14 protein-coding genes, 1 tRNA gene and 1 pseudogene are annotated in these 17,279 nt (G+C 61.6%); 7 read left to right on the forward strand and 9 right to left on the reverse strand.

Features of this window, described 5'->3' with window-relative positions; all coding sequences use genetic code 11:
- Nucleotides 1–30: 30 nt before the first annotated feature.
- The 4 genes and pseudogenes from dapA (at nucleotide 31) to OVA07_RS09915 (ending at nucleotide 4,582) form a co-directional block, all read left to right on the forward strand.
- Nucleotides 31–912 carry a 4-hydroxy-tetrahydrodipicolinate synthase gene (dapA, locus tag OVA07_RS09900; RefSeq protein ID WP_268171265.1) on the forward strand — a complete coding sequence of 294 codons (882 nt, stop codon included), beginning with the start codon at nucleotides 31–33 and terminating at the stop codon, nucleotides 910–912.
- Between the two features lie 70 nt (nucleotides 913–982).
- Nucleotides 983–1,466: pseudogene (gene smpB, locus OVA07_RS09905) on the forward strand (SsrA-binding protein SmpB).
- 108 nt (nucleotides 1,467–1,574) lie between these two features.
- On the forward strand, nucleotides 1,575–2,135 hold the full coding sequence (locus OVA07_RS09910; RefSeq protein WP_268171266.1) for a DUF2062 domain-containing protein: 561 nt from the start codon (nucleotides 1,575–1,577) through the stop codon (nucleotides 2,133–2,135).
- A complete protein-coding gene (locus OVA07_RS09915; RefSeq protein ID WP_268171267.1) occupies nucleotides 2,135–4,582 on the forward strand; it encodes a hybrid sensor histidine kinase/response regulator in 2,448 nt (815 codons plus the stop codon). Before OVA07_RS09910 ends, OVA07_RS09915 begins: the two co-directional genes overlap by 1 nt.
- Nucleotides 4,583–4,761: 179 nt before the next feature.
- Here the strand turns inward: OVA07_RS09915 and OVA07_RS09920 are convergent, their stop codons facing one another.
- The 3 genes from OVA07_RS09920 to OVA07_RS09930 are packed head-to-tail and all read right to left on the reverse strand — an operon-like array spanning nucleotide 4,762 to nucleotide 7,180.
- Complete coding sequence (locus OVA07_RS09920) at nucleotides 4,762–5,841, reverse strand: oxidoreductase (RefSeq protein WP_268171268.1); 1,080 nt, start codon at nucleotides 5,839–5,841, stop codon at nucleotides 4,762–4,764.
- Between the two features lie 8 nt (nucleotides 5,842–5,849).
- Nucleotides 5,850–6,173: a DUF1905 domain-containing protein gene (locus tag OVA07_RS09925; RefSeq protein WP_268171269.1), complete on the reverse strand. Its 324-nt coding sequence runs from the start codon at nucleotides 6,171–6,173 to the stop codon at nucleotides 5,850–5,852.
- Nucleotides 6,170–7,180 carry a peptidylprolyl isomerase gene (locus OVA07_RS09930; RefSeq protein ID WP_268171270.1) on the reverse strand — a complete coding sequence of 337 codons (1,011 nt, stop codon included), beginning with the start codon at nucleotides 7,178–7,180 and terminating at the stop codon, nucleotides 6,170–6,172. The genes OVA07_RS09925 and OVA07_RS09930 overlap by 4 nt, the downstream gene beginning before the upstream one ends.
- 74 nt (nucleotides 7,181–7,254) lie before the next feature.
- On the opposite strand from OVA07_RS09930, the gene OVA07_RS09935 reads away from it, so the two are divergent.
- Nucleotides 7,255–7,345, forward strand: a tRNA-Ser gene (locus OVA07_RS09935).
- A gap of 245 nt (nucleotides 7,346–7,590) precedes the next feature.
- Here OVA07_RS09935 and OVA07_RS09940 read toward each other — a convergent pair.
- The 6 genes from OVA07_RS09940 to OVA07_RS09965 form a co-directional block, all read right to left on the reverse strand.
- Complete coding sequence (locus OVA07_RS09940; protein ID WP_268171271.1) at nucleotides 7,591–7,752, reverse strand: hypothetical protein; 162 nt, start codon at nucleotides 7,750–7,752, stop codon at nucleotides 7,591–7,593.
- A 360-nt stretch (nucleotides 7,753–8,112) separates the two neighbouring features.
- Nucleotides 8,113–9,432, reverse strand: a complete 1,320-nt coding sequence (locus OVA07_RS09945; protein ID WP_268171272.1) for an MATE family efflux transporter — start codon at nucleotides 9,430–9,432, stop codon at nucleotides 8,113–8,115.
- Between the two features lie 71 nt (nucleotides 9,433–9,503).
- The gene (locus tag OVA07_RS09950; RefSeq protein ID WP_268171273.1) at nucleotides 9,504–9,683 is read right to left on the reverse strand and encodes a hypothetical protein; all 180 of its coding nucleotides are present in this window, start codon (nucleotides 9,681–9,683) and stop codon (nucleotides 9,504–9,506) included.
- 41 nt (nucleotides 9,684–9,724) lie between these two features.
- Nucleotides 9,725–12,865 carry an efflux RND transporter permease subunit gene (locus OVA07_RS09955; protein ID WP_268172673.1) on the reverse strand — a complete coding sequence of 1,047 codons (3,141 nt, stop codon included), beginning with the start codon at nucleotides 12,863–12,865 and terminating at the stop codon, nucleotides 9,725–9,727.
- Nucleotides 12,862–13,950 carry an efflux RND transporter periplasmic adaptor subunit gene (locus OVA07_RS09960; protein ID WP_268171274.1) on the reverse strand — a complete coding sequence of 363 codons (1,089 nt, stop codon included), beginning with the start codon at nucleotides 13,948–13,950 and terminating at the stop codon, nucleotides 12,862–12,864. The genes OVA07_RS09955 and OVA07_RS09960 overlap by 4 nt, the downstream gene beginning before the upstream one ends.
- Nucleotides 13,951–14,110: 160 nt before the next feature.
- Nucleotides 14,111–14,731, reverse strand: a complete 621-nt coding sequence (locus OVA07_RS09965) for a TetR/AcrR family transcriptional regulator (protein WP_268171275.1) — start codon at nucleotides 14,729–14,731, stop codon at nucleotides 14,111–14,113.
- Between the two features lie 83 nt (nucleotides 14,732–14,814).
- On the opposite strand from OVA07_RS09965, the gene OVA07_RS09970 reads away from it, so the two are divergent.
- Entirely contained in the window at nucleotides 14,815–16,272 is a 1,458-nt protein-coding gene (locus OVA07_RS09970; RefSeq protein ID WP_268171276.1) for an efflux transporter outer membrane subunit, read from the forward strand.
- Nucleotides 16,273–16,275: 3 nt separating this feature from the next.
- Complete coding sequence (locus tag OVA07_RS09975) at nucleotides 16,276–16,704, forward strand: PaaI family thioesterase (protein ID WP_268171277.1); 429 nt, start codon at nucleotides 16,276–16,278, stop codon at nucleotides 16,702–16,704.
- Nucleotides 16,705–17,279 lie beyond the last annotated feature (575 nt).

The raw sequence follows: 17,279 nt of genomic DNA on the forward strand, positions 1-17,279 counted from the left end.
TATAATGGGATAGATTGAGGGATATTGTCCATGTTTTCCGGCTCCATTCCGGCCCTTGTGACTCCTTTTCGCGATGGAGCGTTTGACGAGAAGGCGTTCCGCCGTCTTGTCGACTGGCAGATCGAGAACGGGTCTTCGGCGCTGGTTCCCTGCGGCACCACGGGCGAAGCTTCAACGCTTTCCAATGCTGAACACCACCGCGTGATCGAAGTCTGCGTCGAACAGGCAGCGGGCCGCGTGCCGGTGATTGCGGGATGCGGCAGCAACGACACGATGAATGCGCTGCTGCACATGAACTTCTCGCGCAAGTGTGGCGCACAGGCCGCGCTGTGTGTTGCTCCCTACTACAACCGGCCCAGCCAAGCCGGCATTATCGCCCATTTCAGCTATCTGGCCGAACACAACGATCTGCCGATCATCCTGTACAACGTGCCGGGCCGCACTGTCACCGACATCCTGCCCGAAACGGTGTGCGAACTGGCCAAGCGTTTCCCCGGCAAGATCGTCGGCATCAAGGACGCCAGCGGCGATCTTTCGCGCGTCACCGATCACCGCATGGGCATTGGAAAGACCTTCTGCCAGCTTTCAGGGGACGATGAACTGGCGCTGCCCGCCAATGCTGCGGGTGCGGTGGGGTGCATTTCGGTCACGGCCAACGTCGCCCCGCGCCTGTGCGCAGATTTTCAGGCGGCCTGTGCCGCCAACGATCTGGAAAAGGCGCGTGAGCTGAACGACAAGCTCTATCCGCTGCACTACGCCATGTTCGAAGATGCCTCGCCAGGGCCGGTGAAGTATGCGCTCAGCCGCGTTTTCCCCGACATCAGCGATGAACTGCGCCTGCCGATGGTCGCCTGCAACGAAGCTGCGCGCAACGCGGTGGACGCAGCGCTGGAACACGCCGGCCTGATTTGACCGCTTTGACCCGACAAAGTGCGAAGTGCCACTTTCGCTTTGTCGGGTCAGGCCCTACATGGACGGGATTATGGCCCGTCCCGTTCATCCCGAATTCGACAAGAAGAAAGTGGTCGCCGAAAATCGGCGGGCGCGCTTCGAATATTTCATCGAGGACAAGTATGAGGCAGGCATCTGCCTTACCGGAACCGAGGTGAAATCGCTGCGCTTTGGCGAAGGATCGATTGCTGAATCCTATGCCGAGGTGAAAAACGGCGAGGTCTGGCTGGTAAATTCCAATGTGCCCGAATTCAGCCACGGCAACCGCTTCAACCATGTGCCCAAGCGCCCGCGCAAGCTGCTGCTGAAGGAACGGCAAATTGCCAAGTTCCATGGCGCGGTTGAACGCAAGGGCATGACGCTGGTGCCGCTGTCGATCTATTTCAACAGCCGGGGCCGCCGCCAAAGTGGAACTGGCGCTGGCCAAGGGCAAGAACGCCGCCGACAAGCGCAGCACCATGAAAGAACGTGACTGGAAGCGCGACAAGGCCCGGATCATGAAAGATCACGGTTAAGCGTTCAGGGGGTGATGCGCTTCACCTTTCCGAAAGCGCAGACGGCCTAGAGACGGTCATATCGTCCCTTGGCGGGGCGGTTGGGAAACGGGTAGAACGCAAGTCACGATGTTCGAAAAGATCGTCAACTGGGCACGGGCCAACATGCCAACGCGCGAGCAGATGGAGCACAACCGCTTCGCCCGCCCGCTTGCCGCGCGGCATGAACTGTGGCGCTTTACCCGCCGCTCGGTGCCGCGCGGGGTGGCTGCAGGGCTGTTCATCGGAATCTTCGCGCTGATTCCCGGTGTGCAAATTGTAGGCGCGGCGCTGATGTGTGTGCCGGTGCGTGGCAATATTCCGCTCGCCGCGCTGATGACATTCGTGTCGATCCCGCCAACCACGCTGTTCGTTTTCCTGCCTGGCGCAATCTGGGTGGGCAACAAGTTCGGCTTTCATGCCGATTTCTCCGCCGTCAGCGATCTGGTGACGCGCGGGGCCAGCGTGTCCGACTGGCTGGGGTGGCTGGGCAGCGATGCCGCGCCATCGCTGGTTATCGGGCTGTTCCTGATATCGCTGGTGGCCGCCATTGTGGGCTATATCGTATCGGCGCTAGGCTGGCGCTGGTGGACCGCCCACAAACGCAAGGCACGCCAGTTGCGCGCTGCCGCGCGGGATTTTCCTGACTGATGCCGGGCGCGGGGGGGCAGCCGGAAGATAACTCGGCCGCGCGCACTCCTTTGCGTGATTGGTTGATGCTGGGCGGTGCGGTTGCTGGCAGCGCCGGACTGCTGTGGGGCATTTCGGGTGAACCGCTGATCGCAGGCGGCTTTCTCGGCGGGGTGGCTGTCGTTGCATCTGCGCTGTGCCTTGCCGTCCGGCCCGGTCGAGCTGCCGCTGCCGTCGACTATGCCGAACCCGACTGGTCGGTGACCAATGCTGCCATTGATCGGCCAGATACGGGTATTGCCATTACCGATCGTGCCGGACGGCTGGTTTGTGCCAATCCGCTGATGGGGCAATGGTTCGGCACATCGGCCGCGCCGCCACGCCTGCCGCTGGACCGGGCCTCGGTTGACGCGCTGGACGCGGCCATGCGCGCCGCCTGGCGTGATGGCACTGCCATCGCCCAGCCACTGGAAACAGCATCGGGCGCATGGCGCGCAGAAATTACGCGCGTGGGCCGGGGCGAAGATTTCCTTGTCTGGCGCTTCAAGGCCGTGGTCACTCAGGATCTGGTGTCGGAAATGGCCAGCCATGTCGGCGGAAAGCTCGGCCGGGCACTGGCCCGCGAAGGCATACAGGCCGCCGTTGTCACGCCCGAAGGCGTGATCGCCGCCGCTAACCCGGCCTTTGTCCAGCGCGCCACCGGCGATGCGGGCAGCACGCTTGGTGGTGCGGATTTCGTGTCGTTTCTTGCCAGTGATGAGGCTGAGCGCATTTTTTATGCCCGTGAAGGGCGTAAAGGCGTTCCCGTTCGGCTGGTTCATCTGCCCATTGCCGATCCCGATGGTGTGGCCAATGTCGATCCGGCGCGCACCGCATCGCTGTTTGTGCTGATCGACAGTGCAGGGTTCGGGCAGGGCGGTATTGGCGAAGTGCGCGCTGGCCTGCCGCAGATTGAAGCGCTGCTGTCACGCCTGCCGCTCGGCCTTGCGATGACCGATCGTGACGGGCGGTTCCTGTTTGCCAACGCGGCCTTCCTGCGGGCGGTCGGGCATGACGATACCATTCCGCCGCCCTATCCTTCCGATCTGGTGATCCGCGAAGACAAGGGCGCGCTGGCCGATGCGGTGCGTCGTTACGGGCAGGGGCAGCCCATGGCGGGGGACGTGGCCGTGCGCCTGCGCGCCGCGCCAGAGGAGCCTGTATCGTTCAGTCTGGCTGGTGTGCGCGGACTGGGCGAAGGCGCGGTGCTTATCAGTCTGAAGGATTCGACCGAGGAAACCCGGCTTAAGCGCGAAATTGCGCAGGCGACCAAGATGCAGGCGGTGGGTCAGCTTGCCGGCGGTGTGGCGCACGATTTCAACAATGTGCTGACGGCCATCATCGGCTATTGCGACCTGATGCTGATGCGCCATACGCCGGGCGACAGCGATTATGACGACATCCAGCAGATCAAGGCCAATTCGAACCGCGCCGCATCGCTGACGCGGCAGCTTCTGGCCTTTTCGCGCCAGCAGACCTTGCGTCCGCAAGTGTTGCAATTGCCCGATGTGGTGGCCGAAGTTTCGGCTCTGCTCAAACGGCTGATCGGTGAAAAGATCACGCTGGAAGTAACGCACGACCGCGATCTGGGCTTTGTCCGCGCTGATCCGACGCAGCTCGAACAGGTTTTGCTCAACCTTGCCGTGAACGCGCGCGATGCCATCAACGACAAGCTGGCCGCCAGTGGCGCGAAAGGTGGCGGGGTTGTCAAACTGATGACGCGCCGTGTCACCGCCGCCGATGTGCGCGCGATGAAAAGCGAAATCCTGCCGATTGGGGATTACACCGCGCTGGTGGTGGAAGATAATGGGCAAGGCATCAAGCCCGCGCAGATCGGCAAGATTTTTGAGCCGTTCTTCACCACCAAGGAAAAGGGCAAGGGCACCGGGCTGGGCCTGTCGACCGTCTACGGAATCGTCAAGCAATCGGGCGGGTTCATCTTTGCCGAAAGCGAAGTGGGCCGGTTTGCGCGCTTTGTCATCTATCTGCCAGTCCATGTGCCCGACGCGGCCGAAGTAGCCGAAGCCGTGCGGCCAAAGCATGAACCAAAGCGCGAATGGACCGGAGGCGGCAAGATACTGCTGGTTGAGGATGAGGACACCGTTCGCGCCGTGGCCGAACGCGCGCTTGTGCGGCAGGGGTATGACGTGATCACGGCTGCCGATGGCGAAGAAGGGCTGGAGGCCATCGGCACCGGTGCGAAATTCGACATGGTGGTGTCCGACGTGGTCATGCCGACGATGGATGGCCCTGCCATGGCCCGCGAAATCCGCGCGCTCAAACCCGATCTGCCGTTCCTGTTCATGTCGGGCTATGCCGAAGAACAGCTTCGCCGCGAGATCGACATTCCCAACATGCATTTTTTGGCCAAGCCGTTTTCCGTGCAGCAGATTGTTGAAGCGGTGGAGATGGTTCTGCGCGGGCGTTGAGCTTTTTCCAAAAGCTTACCATTTTGGATGTAGTTGTGCCCGGTGGGCGCTGTCCTACACGCGACGATTGGAACACTGTCTCAGGCGTTCTTTGAAACGTCCATATTGGTACCGAGGCACTGTAATCCCGGCGTTTTTCCGCCGGGTTGGTGGCCGGTTTCATCTGCGCGTCGCAGGGTTTACACTTTGCTCTCTGGACTGTGTAAACCCTGTAAACCCCCCGGCGAAAAGCTTGTGACGGATTGGGCCACGCCACAGTTCGCAGCGCGTGCTGCCGCTTCGACCACGGCCATCACGTCAAGCGCCTGTGCCACATTCACCGGCGGCGCTGCGCCACCCAGCGCGGCGGCGATATCGGCATAGAACCGGGGATAATCGCCAGCGGCAATGGGCAGCGCGGTTTTTATGCCATCGCCATCGAACAGATCCAGCACGGCGCCATTATACCCCCAATCTGCCGCTCCGGGGCGCATTCCGCCAACAAGCTGGCCTTCCTGCGGATCAAGCCCATGGGTGACGATGCTGCCTTTGTCGCCATGCACCACGAACCGGGGGGAGCCGCCCGCCACCAGCATTCCGGCATGCAGCACGCAGCGCAGGCGCGGATATTCCAGCACGACATGCGCCCAGTCATCGGTCTGCGCGCCATCGCGCAAGGTTCCAACGCTCGCCATGACGCGCTCCGGCATACCGAACAGGCACAGCGCCTGATCGACAAGATGCGGTCCAAGATCGGCCCAGACGCCGCTGCCGGGGCCGGGGTTCTCGCGCCAACGATTGCGCACGACCGGGCGGAAACGGTCAAAATGGCTTTCGAAATGGGCGACCTGTCCGATCTGCCCTTCGCCAATCATACGTTGAAGCGTCAGGAAATCTCCATCCCAACGGCGGTTGTGGAATACCGACAGCAACGTGCCGCGCCGGGCCGCATGGTCGGCAATGCCGCGTCCTTCGGCAAGGGTCAGCGCCAGCGGTTTGTCCACCACCACGGCCTTGCCAGCATCGATGGCCGTGTGGGCCAGCGGGGCGTGGCTATCGTTCGGGGTGGCGATTACCACCAGATCTATACCGGGATCAGCCAGCACGACGGCAATGTCTGCTTCGACACGCATATCAGGGAAATCCGCCCGAACCTTTGCCGCATCGCGCGAAACCACGGCGGCAAGATGTAACCGCGGTTCTGCCGCAATCAGCGGGGCGTGAAAGGTATTGCCAGCATAACCATAGCCAACGAGCGCAACATTGAAACAGGGCGTCATGATAGCTTTCAGAACGAGAGGAGGAGAGTGAACGGCGTGCCTTCGACAAGCCTTTCGGCCTTGCGCACGGCGGCCTTTACCGGAACGATCCAGCCGTCGCGCTCCTTGCTGGGAAAGGCCGATGTGCGCCAGCAGGTTGCGCCAACGCTCACCTCTACCTTGACCGCGCCCCAACCGGCCCGGCGACCGGTTTCCAACCGGTGCATCAGCGCGGTGGCAGAAAGCGCTTCGCCTGCATCACCATCGATGGTGACGAAAAACCAGTCTCCACCATTGGCCGCACCAGTCCAGCGCCAGAGGCTGGCGGTCAGTTCAAAAGGTTCACACGTCATTTCGCGCGCCGCACCGGAACTTTCAGGTTGCATATGTCTATCCCGCCTGCGGGCTGGATAAAGAAGGGATCACGCCGGTTGGCACTGGCTTCGGCATAAGTGTGGAACGACCCGCTTTCGGTGGAAAGATATTCATAGATCGGAAGATCGGGCACTTGCGCGGCGAGGCGGACCGAAAGGATCGGCGTGCGTTCCGACGGATTGACATAGACCCCCATCGGCGCAGGCCCGCGCGGCAGGGCAGACAGAAACTGCATCCCTTCGATCACACGGCCTACCACCGCAATGTTGCGATCAAGCTGGCGCGGTGCATGGCCAATGACCGCGTAAAGTTCGGTCCCGGTACCAGTATCGGGCGAAGGGTTGCGGGCCACGCCGACCGAGCCATAGCAGTGTACAGGCCATGCGCTGGGACCGGTCTTCGATGCGGCCAGCGGCCAACCCCGGAAGAAGAAGGTTTCATCGGCATAAGGATCGGCATCCTTGATCCGCGCCTGCTTGTGCGTCAGCGCATGCCACGCCGCATGGGTGCCGGCGATGGTGGCCAGCCACATGTCGAGTTCTTCATGGCTGACGTCGCGTGATGTGGCGCTGGGGCGCAGAACGTATTCGCTTTCGGGCACGGCGGCGATCCCCGGCGGCAAGGGCTTGGCCTTTGCCGCATCTTCTCCATCAGCATCGCCCCACTGCGCCACCCAGTTGTCCTGCACGCGATAGACCGATGTGCCATCCCACCAGCGCGCGGCTGCCAGCGTGCGGATATTGCCCACCCAGCTTTGCGAGAACGGTTCCGGCAGAAGCTGGATTACGATTCGCCGAGGCGGTGCTGCAGGAAGCGCTGCGGTATCGGCGGCTAGATCCATCACCAGAAGATCGTCCGCGGCCATTGCCCGCCAGTCCGCAGCCGGAGCCGCGCTGACGATTTCTCCCGGAGACAGCACTGCGTTCGCAGGCTTTGCGGGCATAGCAGCGGCGACCGATGCGGCCAGAAACAGAAACAATGACATTTGTGCATCATTGCAGGAACCAACGTCTTGCGAAAGCACCCACATGCCGCTAGTGCCCGCCTTCCAGTGCATGCGGAGCGGTGGCCGAGTGGTCGAAGGCGCTCGCCTGGAAAGTGAGTATACGTCAAAAGCGTATCGAGGGTTCGAATCCCTCCCGCTCCGCCAGGTGCTGCATTTCAGCACACTTTCACGAACCAAGGCGAACGCGCAGAAAGCCCGGATTGCCCTGCTTTTGTGTGGGTCTTGCATTCACTGAAGTTCACCGGAAATCGCTTTAAGCGAGCGCCGAAATTATGGCTGGAGTTATGGCTTGAATTGCGAATTTAAGCCGCCAGTTTGCGTGCATCATGCCTTTGCGCACGTAACAAACTTTCGGCCAGGCAGGTGGCCACACTCACCAAGCTCAATGTCTATCGGATGGTGGTGGCCTTGATCCTCTTGCCGAGCGCGCCAAGGCCAAGGTCAAAGGCTTGCGAACTGGCGAGAACCCGGCGCACGATATAGGTCGAAATGGCTTGGGCGCATACCGTGGTGTCGGCTGCAGACCAGAGCCGATCATTCAAGACAGCCAAATCGAACGTCTCGTTTCGCCCGAAGCCGCCATACCGCATTCGGGACTGAATCTCGGCCTGTGGTCGAGTATCGTCAGCATGCAGGAATCCGCTTCGAGCCGAGGTTCGCTTATTGAACAGTCACGACTGTTCGAGCAAAGCTCATCAGTAAGACTGGAGTATTTTCCTCCTCAGCTTGCGCCATTAGATGGATGTTGTCTCCTTGTTTTGCATCGGTCGGCACGGGCGATGTGAAGCGCGCGTAGCTTCCGGCAGCACTGTTCTGCCAGCTTTGGGTGAAGTCATGCCGATCTGCGGCGGCGTGCTGATTATTGCAGGCAGCCGAACCTTGGCCAGATGGCATGATTGCGCCTTTCCGCGTCAACCCCATTTGCTGAGCTTCACGACCAGCACCGTGCCGACGCCCGTCGCCACCATGGCGACCATCGAAAGCATGAAGAGCCCGCTGGCGGAGCCTGATGATGCAAGTAGCCACCAGCCGCCCAGCGCGATGATCACGGTGCGCAGCGACTGTGCCGCAATCACCCCGCCGATCCGGCCTGCGCCTTGCGAGGCAAAATAGAAGCACAGGGCCACGCCGAAGAAGCCGTAGCCGAAGCCAGCTATGGTGAGATAGTCATAGGCAGCCTGGCGAACCGCCGCTACCTTCGTAAACAGATCGACCCATAGGCCGGGAACAAGGATAGCCCCTAAGCCGATCAACCCCACCGCAAGGAATACCAGTCCTCCCGAGGTCCAGGTAATCTTGCGGGCTCGATCGACATCATTCGCCCCGATCGCGGTACCGACCATCGGCAGGGCAGCCACGCCCACCGAAAAGGCAATCGGGATCAAGAGGAACTCCAGCCGCACGCCTATGCCGTAGCCGGCGAGGACTTCCGGGCCGAAACTAGCGATGATCCGGGTGAGTATCAGCACTGACACGACGGATAGCAAGGGAGACAGCATGGCGATCGCGCCCACCTTCAAAAGCGCGGTCGCATAGCTCGGTTGCAAGGCAGCAAGGTCAAACCGAAGCCCCACCGCCACCCTGTCCGTCCGCAGGTAGAAGAGCAGCACAGCTGCCGCGACCCAATAGGCCACCACTTGCCCAATCGCGACGCCCGCAATGCCCAATTGCGGAAAAGGCCCGATGCCGAGCCCGAGCGCACCTCCGATAACAACCTGGCCGATACCGGCGCCCAGCAGGGTCGTGGCCGGAACGGACATAACTCCCGATCCCCGGAGGATGGAAGAAAAGCCGTTCGCCAGCCAGATTGCGGGAAGCCCCCAGGCGGCCGCATTCGAATAGGCCAATGCCTCTTGCAGCACCGACCCATTGCCGCCCAGCGCAGCATAGATTTGGGCACCGAACGCGCGCACAAGCCCCGCGAGAAGTAGTCCGAAGATCAGCGTAATCGCAAACCCGCAAAGGGCAAATCCCAATGCCATGTCACGGTTGCCTGCGCCGAGCGCCCGGCTGATGGCACCCGAGATAGTGCCGCCCATCGCGCCGGCAGAAAGCATCTGCATCAGCATGAACACCGGGAATGCCAGCGCTATCCCTCCCAGCGCGGAAACGCCGATTTTGCCCACATAGGCGGTTTCGGCGATCGAAACGACTGCAGATGACCCCAGCGAAATGAAGTTGGGTAGGGTCAGCAAGACAAGGGTCTGGAAAACCGGCCCCGATCGCAACATGGCTACGCGCCTCGCCGATGGAGATTGTTCCGCAGGTGCCGATACGGCGGGGGCAGAGGATGCAGGCAAGCTCATTCCATCGGCTTCCGAGATGCCTTGCGGTGCGACGCGCACTCGAGCGCATCCACCCGCGCTTCGAGCGTGGCCAAGCGCTCCTCCACGGAGACGGCGGGATCGAAGGCGGCATCGAGCTCGTAGAGCGCAGCGCAGATGCGTTGCCAGACCGTCTGTTTCGTTTTGTCTGCTGCCATTGGTCCCTCTCTATCGTTTTAGTCTCGCAGCACGGCTCGGCTCAGGCAGGAAAAGCTTGCAGTGGGATGGCGGGGCTGCCTGTTTCCGGATGGTCCTTGTCGTCCGCGTCCGGACCAATCTTGAACCACAGAGCATAAAGCGCCGGCAGGAACAGCAGTGTCAGAACGGTGCCGCCCAAGGTGCCGCCAATCAAGGTGATGGCCATGGATCCCCAGAATACCGAGGAAATCAGCGGCACGAAGGCGAGCACAGCGGCCAGTGCGGTCAGGATCACCGGACGGGAGCGATGGACCGTGGCTTCGACTAGCGCGCGATACGGGGAAAGGCCCGCCTTCTCGTTGTAGTGGATCTGGCCGATCAGGATCAGCGTATTGCGCATCAGGATGCCCGCGAGCGCAATCAGGCCGAGAATCGCGTTGAACCCGAAGGGCATGCCCGTGATCAGCAGGACCGGAACCACGCCGATCAGACCCAGCGGCGACGTCATGAGTACGATGGCCATCGCCGAAAGACTGCGCACCTGCAGGATGATCACCACCATCATCAGCAGGATCATGATCGGGAAGATCGGGGCGAGCGCCTTGTTCGCCTTGCCGGACTCCTCAATCGAGCCGCCCATTGCAATGGCGTAGCCGGTCGGAAGACTGTCGACGACAGGCTGGAGCTTATTCATGATAGCGGTGGAAACATCTGGCGGTTGCAACCCTTCGGCAATGTCACCGCGCACGGTGATGGTCGGCACCCGGTCGCGGCGCTTCAGAATTGGCTCTTCCATGCGTACCTCGATACGACCGATCTGGCTTACCGACAGTCTCTGACCCTGAGCCCCGACAAGCGTGTAGTTGCCCAGCTTCGAGGGATCGAAGCGGTCCGAACCGGAGGAGCGGGCGACGACATCGACAGCGCGGATATTCTGCCGCACCTGGCTCACCGCCACGCCTTTCAGCAGGAACTGGAGCTGCTCGGCAACACTGGCCGAGGTCAGGCCAAAGGCGCGCAGACGATCCTGATCGAGATTGACCCGCATCACAGGTACTCGGTCGCCCCAATCGAGGTTGACGGTGCGCATCATCGGATCCGCATCGAGGATAACCTTGACCCTTTCAGCAATGGCGCGCACTTGGCCGATATCGGCCCCACTCACCCGGAAGGCGACCGGGAAAGGCGATGGCGGACCAAAAACAAGCTGCGTCGCGCGAACGCGGGCCATCGGCGCAAGACCGTCAGCGACGGCCTGCCGCAATCGCCACTTGAGCGCATCGCGCTGCTGCTCGTCCGCGGTCTGAACGATGATCTTGGCAAAGGCTGGATCGGGCAATTCGGAATTGAGCGAGAGGTAGAACCGGGGCGCGCCCTGACCGATATAGCTGGTCACAACCTGGGCCTCAGGCTGTTTGCGCAGCCATGCTTCCACATCGGTCGCCGACTTGCCGGTGGTGTCGATGGCCGTGCCTTCGGGGAGATAGACTTCTACCAGCAATTCGGGGCGGTCGGATGACGGGAAGAACTGCTTCTTGACCAGTGCCATGCTCGCGCCCGACACGATGAGAGCAGCCAGGGTCACCAGAGTGACTAGCTTCTTGCGCCGGACGGCCCAGCCGATCCAGCCGCGCACTTTCTCGTAGCGCGGGGTGCGGTAGATGGCATCATGCCCGCCTTCGACCGGCTTGATCGCAGGCAGAAGCTTGACGCCCATATAGGGGGTGAAGATCACAGCCACGAACCACGAGGCGATGAGCGCAAAGCCGACCACCCAGAAGATGTTGCCGGCATATTCGCCCGCAGTTGACTGCGCAAAGCCCACCGGCATCAGGCCGATCACGGTCACCAGCGTGCCCGCCAGCATCGGCGCGGCCGTGTGGCTCCACGCATAAGCTGAAGCCTTGATCCGGTCGTAGCCCTCTTCCATTTTCACCACCATCATCTCGATGGCGATGATCGCGTCATCGACCAGAAGTCCGAGTGCCAGAATGAGAGCACCCAGCGTGATGCGGTCCAGAACGCGCCCGGTGGCCCACATAATCACCAGCACGATCGCAAGGGTCAGAGGAACGGCGCCTGCGACCACGATGCCGACCCGCCAGCCCAGGCTGATGAGGCTGACGATGAGGACGATGACCAGTGCCTCAATGAAGGTCTTGGTGAACTGGCCTACCGCTGCTTCGATATTAATCGCCTGATCGGCCACCTTCTCAAGCGTCATACCCAGGGGCATCTCGCGCCGTATCTTCTCGACTTCCGCATTCAAAGCCTTGCCGAGAGCGAGCCCGTTCCAGCCAGGCTTCATCACCACGCTTAGCATCAGCGCCTCTTCGCCCTGGCTGCGGATCTTGTAGGTGGCTGGTTCTTCATAGCCGCGCTTGACGGTCGCCACGTCGGACAGCCGCACCGCCGTACCGTTGCCCGATACAGGCAGGTCACGGATTTTATCCAGATCGTCGAACGCCCCGTCGAGCCGCACGGCAACCGTTGGCCCCTTGGTTTCAAGCGAACCGGCGGGTGTCAGCAGGTTCTGCTGGCCAAGCGCCTGCAGCACATCGCGCGGTGAAATGCCCAAGGTTACCAGCCGTTCTGGCGAGAACTCGACGAATATCTGTTCGGCCTGTTCACCCAGCAGCTTCACTTTGTTGACGCCCGGGACGTGCAGCAGGCGCTGACGCAGCATTTCGGCATCGCGCACCAACTGGCGATGAGGCACGCTCTTTGCGCTCAGGGCATAGAGCGCAAAGCTGACATCGCCATATTCGTCATCGACGAAGGGCCCGGCCACCCCGCGGGGCAGTTGACGCTGTTCGTCGGACAGTTTTTTGCGGGCCTGATAGAACTGCTCCGGAACTTTGGCGGGTGGGGTCGTGTCTTTCAGCCAGACGGTGAGGAACGCGAAACCAGGCCGGGTAAAGGTGTCGGTGCGATCGTAATGCTCAAGTTCCTGCAGGCGCTTTTCCAGCGGATCGGCGACCTGATCCTGCATCTCCTGAGCGGTCGCGCCTGGCCATGCTGCTGCCACGGTAAACGTCTTGATGGTGAAGGACGGGTCTTCGGCCCGCCCAATATTCGTATAGGCGAATATGCCAATCAGGACAGTGATGATCAGGAAGAAAAGGGTAACCGATTTCTCTCGCACTGCCAGTGCCGAGAGGTTGAAGCCGCCGCCAGCCTCCGTCTGTCCTGCGCCGCTCATTTCCCCGACACCCGCACAGCCTGGCCCTGACGCAGCAGATGCGCGCCCATGGCGACGATGACATCGCCGGGCCTGACACCGCCGGTTAGATACGCGGACTCCTCGTCCACGCTCGCAATGCTGACCGACCTCCAGGCGACCCTGGCCGTCTTGCCCGCGCTGACCACCCATACCCCCGGCCCCGTGCCGCCGTTGCGGATCGCGCCGAGCGGCACGGCTAGGCGCGATCCCGTCCCCCCTGCTTGCGGCAGCGCCACCGTCACCGTGGCACCGATCGGGGCCTTTGTGGCGGCACCGCCCAGAGTGTAGCGGGCTTCGTAGGTGCGGGTCAGCGGATCGGCGGCATCTGACAATTGTCGCAGGGTGCCTGTTGCTCTCGCGCCGGCATAGGTCCGAACCTGAACCACGGAACCGATGGCAGGCCGGACATTCTCGGGCAAATCAATCAGCGCCTCACGCGGTCCGGAGCGTGCGAGCCGCACGACGACCTGTCCTGCACCGACAACCTGTCCCGGCTCGGCAAGCGTTTCCACCACCGTCCCGTCGGCATCGGCGACGAGGAGGCTGTAACCACCCTGATTGCGAGCGACCCTGGCTTCTGCGGACGCAGTTGCTAGCTGAGCGCGGGCCGCTTGGGCGGCAGCTCTGGCCTGATCATAGGCTGATGCAGAGACAGCCCCCGCCTCGACCAAGCCTTTCAGCCGAGTCACATCTGCTGCTGTCTGTTCGGCGCGCGCGCGGGCTGCGGCGACGCCCCCTTCGGCCGCGCGCGCGGCGAGCGTCAGGTCCGATCCGTCAATCTGCATCAGTCGCTGCCCGCGTCGGACAATCTGACCAGCCTCGACATAGCGTGCAACGACTTTTCCGCCGACGCGGAACCCGAGGTCGCTTTGCACTCGCGCTGCGACGACACCTGTATATTCCTGCGCGCCCGCTGCCATCGGCGCTGCCTTCATCACTCGCACCAGTGGGGCAAGAGTACGTGGATCGGTTTCTGCCTCGCTGCAGCCTGCAAGTGAGGCCGCTACAACCAGCCCGCCAATCAGGGCGACCGTGACCTGACGGACAGCAGGGCTCGCTAGCAAGACGATGCTTTCCTCCGCCTTGCTGGTTAGGTGGCCGCGCGAGCGCACAGGAGAGGATGTTGTTGTGCGTGCGGTCGCGCTCATGGGATGCCTTCTGTTTGAGTCGAAGGCATGAATGTAGTCTTGTGACCAAAATGTCAATTGGTCACAAGACTCGCTCTCACGGAGCCAAGCTGCGCAGGATCAGCGCTGTCACATCCTGCTGTGCACGCGGCAGAATGTCCTGACTGTGCTCGAGAAAGATCGGCTTGATGAAGGGCATCATGGCGTAGAAGATCGAACGGGTCGTCTCGTCCAGAGGCGTCTTGCGCTCGAACTCGCCGGTTTCTCGACCTTCCTTGATGATGGCTTCGATGAGACGCCGCAGCCGATCGGTATAGACCGACGCCGAAGGCCAGTTCTCGGTCGACGCATGGGCCGCAATTGCATGAAGCTTCCGTTCGTTGAACAGGAGGTCAAGTCCGGCCGCAGTCACCGTGCTCGTGAAAAGGCGCATCTTTTCCGTCGCGGTTTGCCCGGTATCGACGGCCGCCTGAACCGCGTCGAACAGCCTGCCGGTGGTGTTCAGGCAAATCGCCTCGCCAATGGACTGCTTCGATTCGAAGAAGCGGTAGATATAAGCCTTGGAAAAACCGATGGCGCGGGCAAGATCGGCGACCGTAGTCTTCTCGTATCCGTAGTGCGCAAAATAATCATGGGCCGCTGCGATGATCTGGTCGCGTACGGCATGGTCCGCAGGACCGCGGGAGGAGCTTTCCGGAGCAGCATGGGTTGTGGTCATCGTGCGGCCCTAGCAAAAAACTCGGCGATTGACAAATAGTGACTAATAAAGTCATTGGTCACTATATCTTCGAGGAAATCGCGATGCGCCATCCAATCCGTTTGCAAACCTGCACCCTGGCGATGCTGCTGCTTGGCGGATGCGCTGTTGCCCCGGGCTATGCTCCGCCCGGCATGGCCATGTCCGACACCTTCCTCGCGTCGGACGAAATCGCTGCACGCGCAGGCGACGCCGCAAAGATCGATCTGGTTGAGTGGTGGCGTTCCTTTGATGACCCCTTGCTAACAAGCCTCATCGAACGTGCCATCGCGCAGAATCTGGATCTCAAACAGGCTGAAGCGCGGGTCATGCAGGCCCGCGCAGCTCTTCGCTTTGCCAATGCCGGGTTGGCACCATCAGGTGCGGCGAATGCTCAGGCTGGCGTCAATTACCAGTCTCTCGAAACCCCGATCGGGCAAGCGGCTAGCGCATTCCCGAGCTTTGATCGTTCGACGGGGGCCTACGATGCCGGACTGTCAGCCAGTTGGGAAATCGATCTGTTCAGCGGCAAGGATGCTGCCCGTGATGCGGCCCGTGCGGATTGGCAGGCGTCTGAGGCTGGTGCGGTTGCCGCACGGCTCGCGATCATCGCGCAGACCGCCGACACCTATGTCGCCATCCGCGGGCTCCAGGAACGGTTGCGTATCCTGCGGGACCAGGAAGCCGTCCAAGCGCGCCTTGCCGGGTTGATTACGCTCCAGTTCCAGCGGGGTGTGGCAGCCGAGTTGCAGTTGCGCCAAACCGAAGGCGCTCTTGGGCAGGTCCGTGCGGGCATTCCGGCGCTTGAGAATGAACTTGATACGGCGATGAATTCGCTCGATGTGCTGCTGGGCGTGCCGCCCGGCACGACGCGGGCAGAGCTTGCAGCGCCGCTGCCGGTTCCGGCCCCGCCTGCCATCACCACGGCACAAGGACAGACAACCCTGTTGCGCCGACGCCCGGATATCATCGCTGCCGAGCGTACCCTTGCTGCATCCAATGCACGGATCGGGGTGGCGACTGCGGAATATTATCCGAAATTCTCGCTGAACGGCTTGATCGGTGCTGCGGCAACCAGTCCAGGCACCTTGTTCGGCGGGAGTGCAGTCCAGGGCAGTGGGTTTCTCGGTCTGCGCTGGCGGCTGTTCGATTTTGGCCGGATCGATGCCGAAATCAAACTCGCCAAAGGCCGCAATGCTGAGGCGCTTGCGGCTTATCGCCAGACGGTGTTGCGCGCGTCGGAGGATGTGGAGAATGCCTTTTCGCTGATGCTCCGGCAGGAGGCGCGGGCCAATGCACTATCAGCGGCCGAGACGTCGCTGGAGCGCGCTCGATCGTCATCGCAGGCCGCTTACAAGGCGGGCGTCGTCAGTCTGATCGAAGTTCTCGAAGCCGACCGCCGATTGCTGGAAACGCGTGACGGGCTGACGCAAGCGCGCGCAGGCGCCAGCCGTGGTGCGATTGCCGCCTTCCGGGCGCTGGGCGGCGGATGGCAGGGCGCGGAGAATCGAGCCGGTGGTTGAGGCATGGAAGACAAGACTATGAACGGATTGGAACAGGTACAGGCGCTAATCGCTGGCGGGGTTCAGCCCCCCTTTGGTCGCAAGATGGGCGTGTCTCTGGTCGAAGCGGGCGAAGGGCTCGCGGTGTTCGAGGGAACGCCAGGGGAGGAGGACTATAATCCGATGGGCACGGTCCACGGTGGTTATGCCGCAGCCATGCTGGACAGTGCTTGCGGCATTGCCGCGCATACCGAGCTGCGATCTGGACAGGCTTATACCACGGCCGAGATCAAGATATCCTATCTGCACCCGCTGACTGCCCGCAGTGGCAAGGTGCGGGCGGTTGGAAAGATCGTGTCTATCGGAAAACGCGCAGCTTTTGCGAAAGCAAGCCTGTTTGACCAGACCGGCAGACTTTGCGCCACGGCCACGTCGACCTTGATCGTCTTTTAGGTACTCGCTGCTTAGGCTGCCACCTATGTGCCGATGTCAAAAATGTCAGTTCACCCGGCGTACGATTTGCCAAGCGGGCCGCAGCTTTTGCGCTTGCGGAATATGCGCTTTCTCGCGACCGCCATCACGTTGAACTGCGCAATACTTACGAGGACTATCCGAAGCTCGAAGTTCCGCTTGGGCTTATTCTAGACCGAGAATCTTAGGTGTTTAGTCCCAGATTGTGATGGTCAGGTTTGACGCTGAAGATTTCGGGCTTTGATTGCCGGAGCGGATCCCGCCGCATTTGCCTGGCAAGGCGACAGATCCCGGGCGGACAGGGCGTGACAAACGTCTGTTTGTGGAAACGATCCTGTGGCTGCCTTGGTCCGGCGGGCAGCGGCTTTGACGGGAGTTGATTGCGACTGTTTCTTCGATCATTCGTCAAACGAAATGGTATTGGCCATGCAGAGCCAAACCAGAATGTTGCGCACGCTGGGGGAAGGCTGCCTCAGGAAAACCGTAGAAGATGGAGTCAGCGGCGTTCACATCAGCCATTGGCGCAGTCCCAAGGAAACGAGTAGCAACGCTCCTAC

It is taken from the genome of Novosphingobium sp. SL115, from assembly GCF_026672515.1.
Taxonomy (GTDB): domain Bacteria; phylum Pseudomonadota; class Alphaproteobacteria; order Sphingomonadales; family Sphingomonadaceae; genus Novosphingobium.

Coding starts and splice junctions, on each gene's coding strand:
- dapA (WP_268171265.1), top strand. CDS start 31: ATGTTTTCCGGCTCCATTCCGGCCCTTGTGACTCCTTTTCGCGATGGA.
- OVA07_RS09910 (WP_268171266.1), top strand. CDS start 1,575: ATGTTCGAAAAGATCGTCAACTGGGCACGGGCCAACATGCCAACGCGC.
- OVA07_RS09915 (WP_268171267.1), top strand. CDS start 2,135: ATGCCGGGCGCGGGGGGGCAGCCGGAAGATAACTCGGCCGCGCGCACT.
- OVA07_RS09920 (WP_268171268.1), bottom strand. CDS start 5,841: ATGACGCCCTGTTTCAATGTTGCGCTCGTTGGCTATGGTTATGCTGGC.
- OVA07_RS09925 (WP_268171269.1), bottom strand. CDS start 6,173: ATGACGTGTGAACCTTTTGAACTGACCGCCAGCCTCTGGCGCTGGACT.
- OVA07_RS09930 (WP_268171270.1), bottom strand. CDS start 7,180: ATGTCATTGTTTCTGTTTCTGGCCGCATCGGTCGCCGCTGCTATGCCC.
- OVA07_RS09945 (WP_268171272.1), bottom strand. CDS start 9,432: ATGTTGCGATCGGGGCCGGTTTTCCAGACCCTTGTCTTGCTGACCCTA.
- OVA07_RS09950 (WP_268171273.1), bottom strand. CDS start 9,683: ATGGCAGCAGACAAAACGAAACAGACGGTCTGGCAACGCATCTGCGCT.
- OVA07_RS09955 (WP_268172673.1), bottom strand. CDS start 12,865: ATGAGCGGCGCAGGACAGACGGAGGCTGGCGGCGGCTTCAACCTCTCG.
- OVA07_RS09965 (WP_268171275.1), bottom strand. CDS start 14,731: ATGACCACAACCCATGCTGCTCCGGAAAGCTCCTCCCGCGGTCCTGCG.
- OVA07_RS09970 (WP_268171276.1), top strand. CDS start 14,815: ATGCGCCATCCAATCCGTTTGCAAACCTGCACCCTGGCGATGCTGCTG.
- OVA07_RS09975 (WP_268171277.1), top strand. CDS start 16,276: ATGGAAGACAAGACTATGAACGGATTGGAACAGGTACAGGCGCTAATC.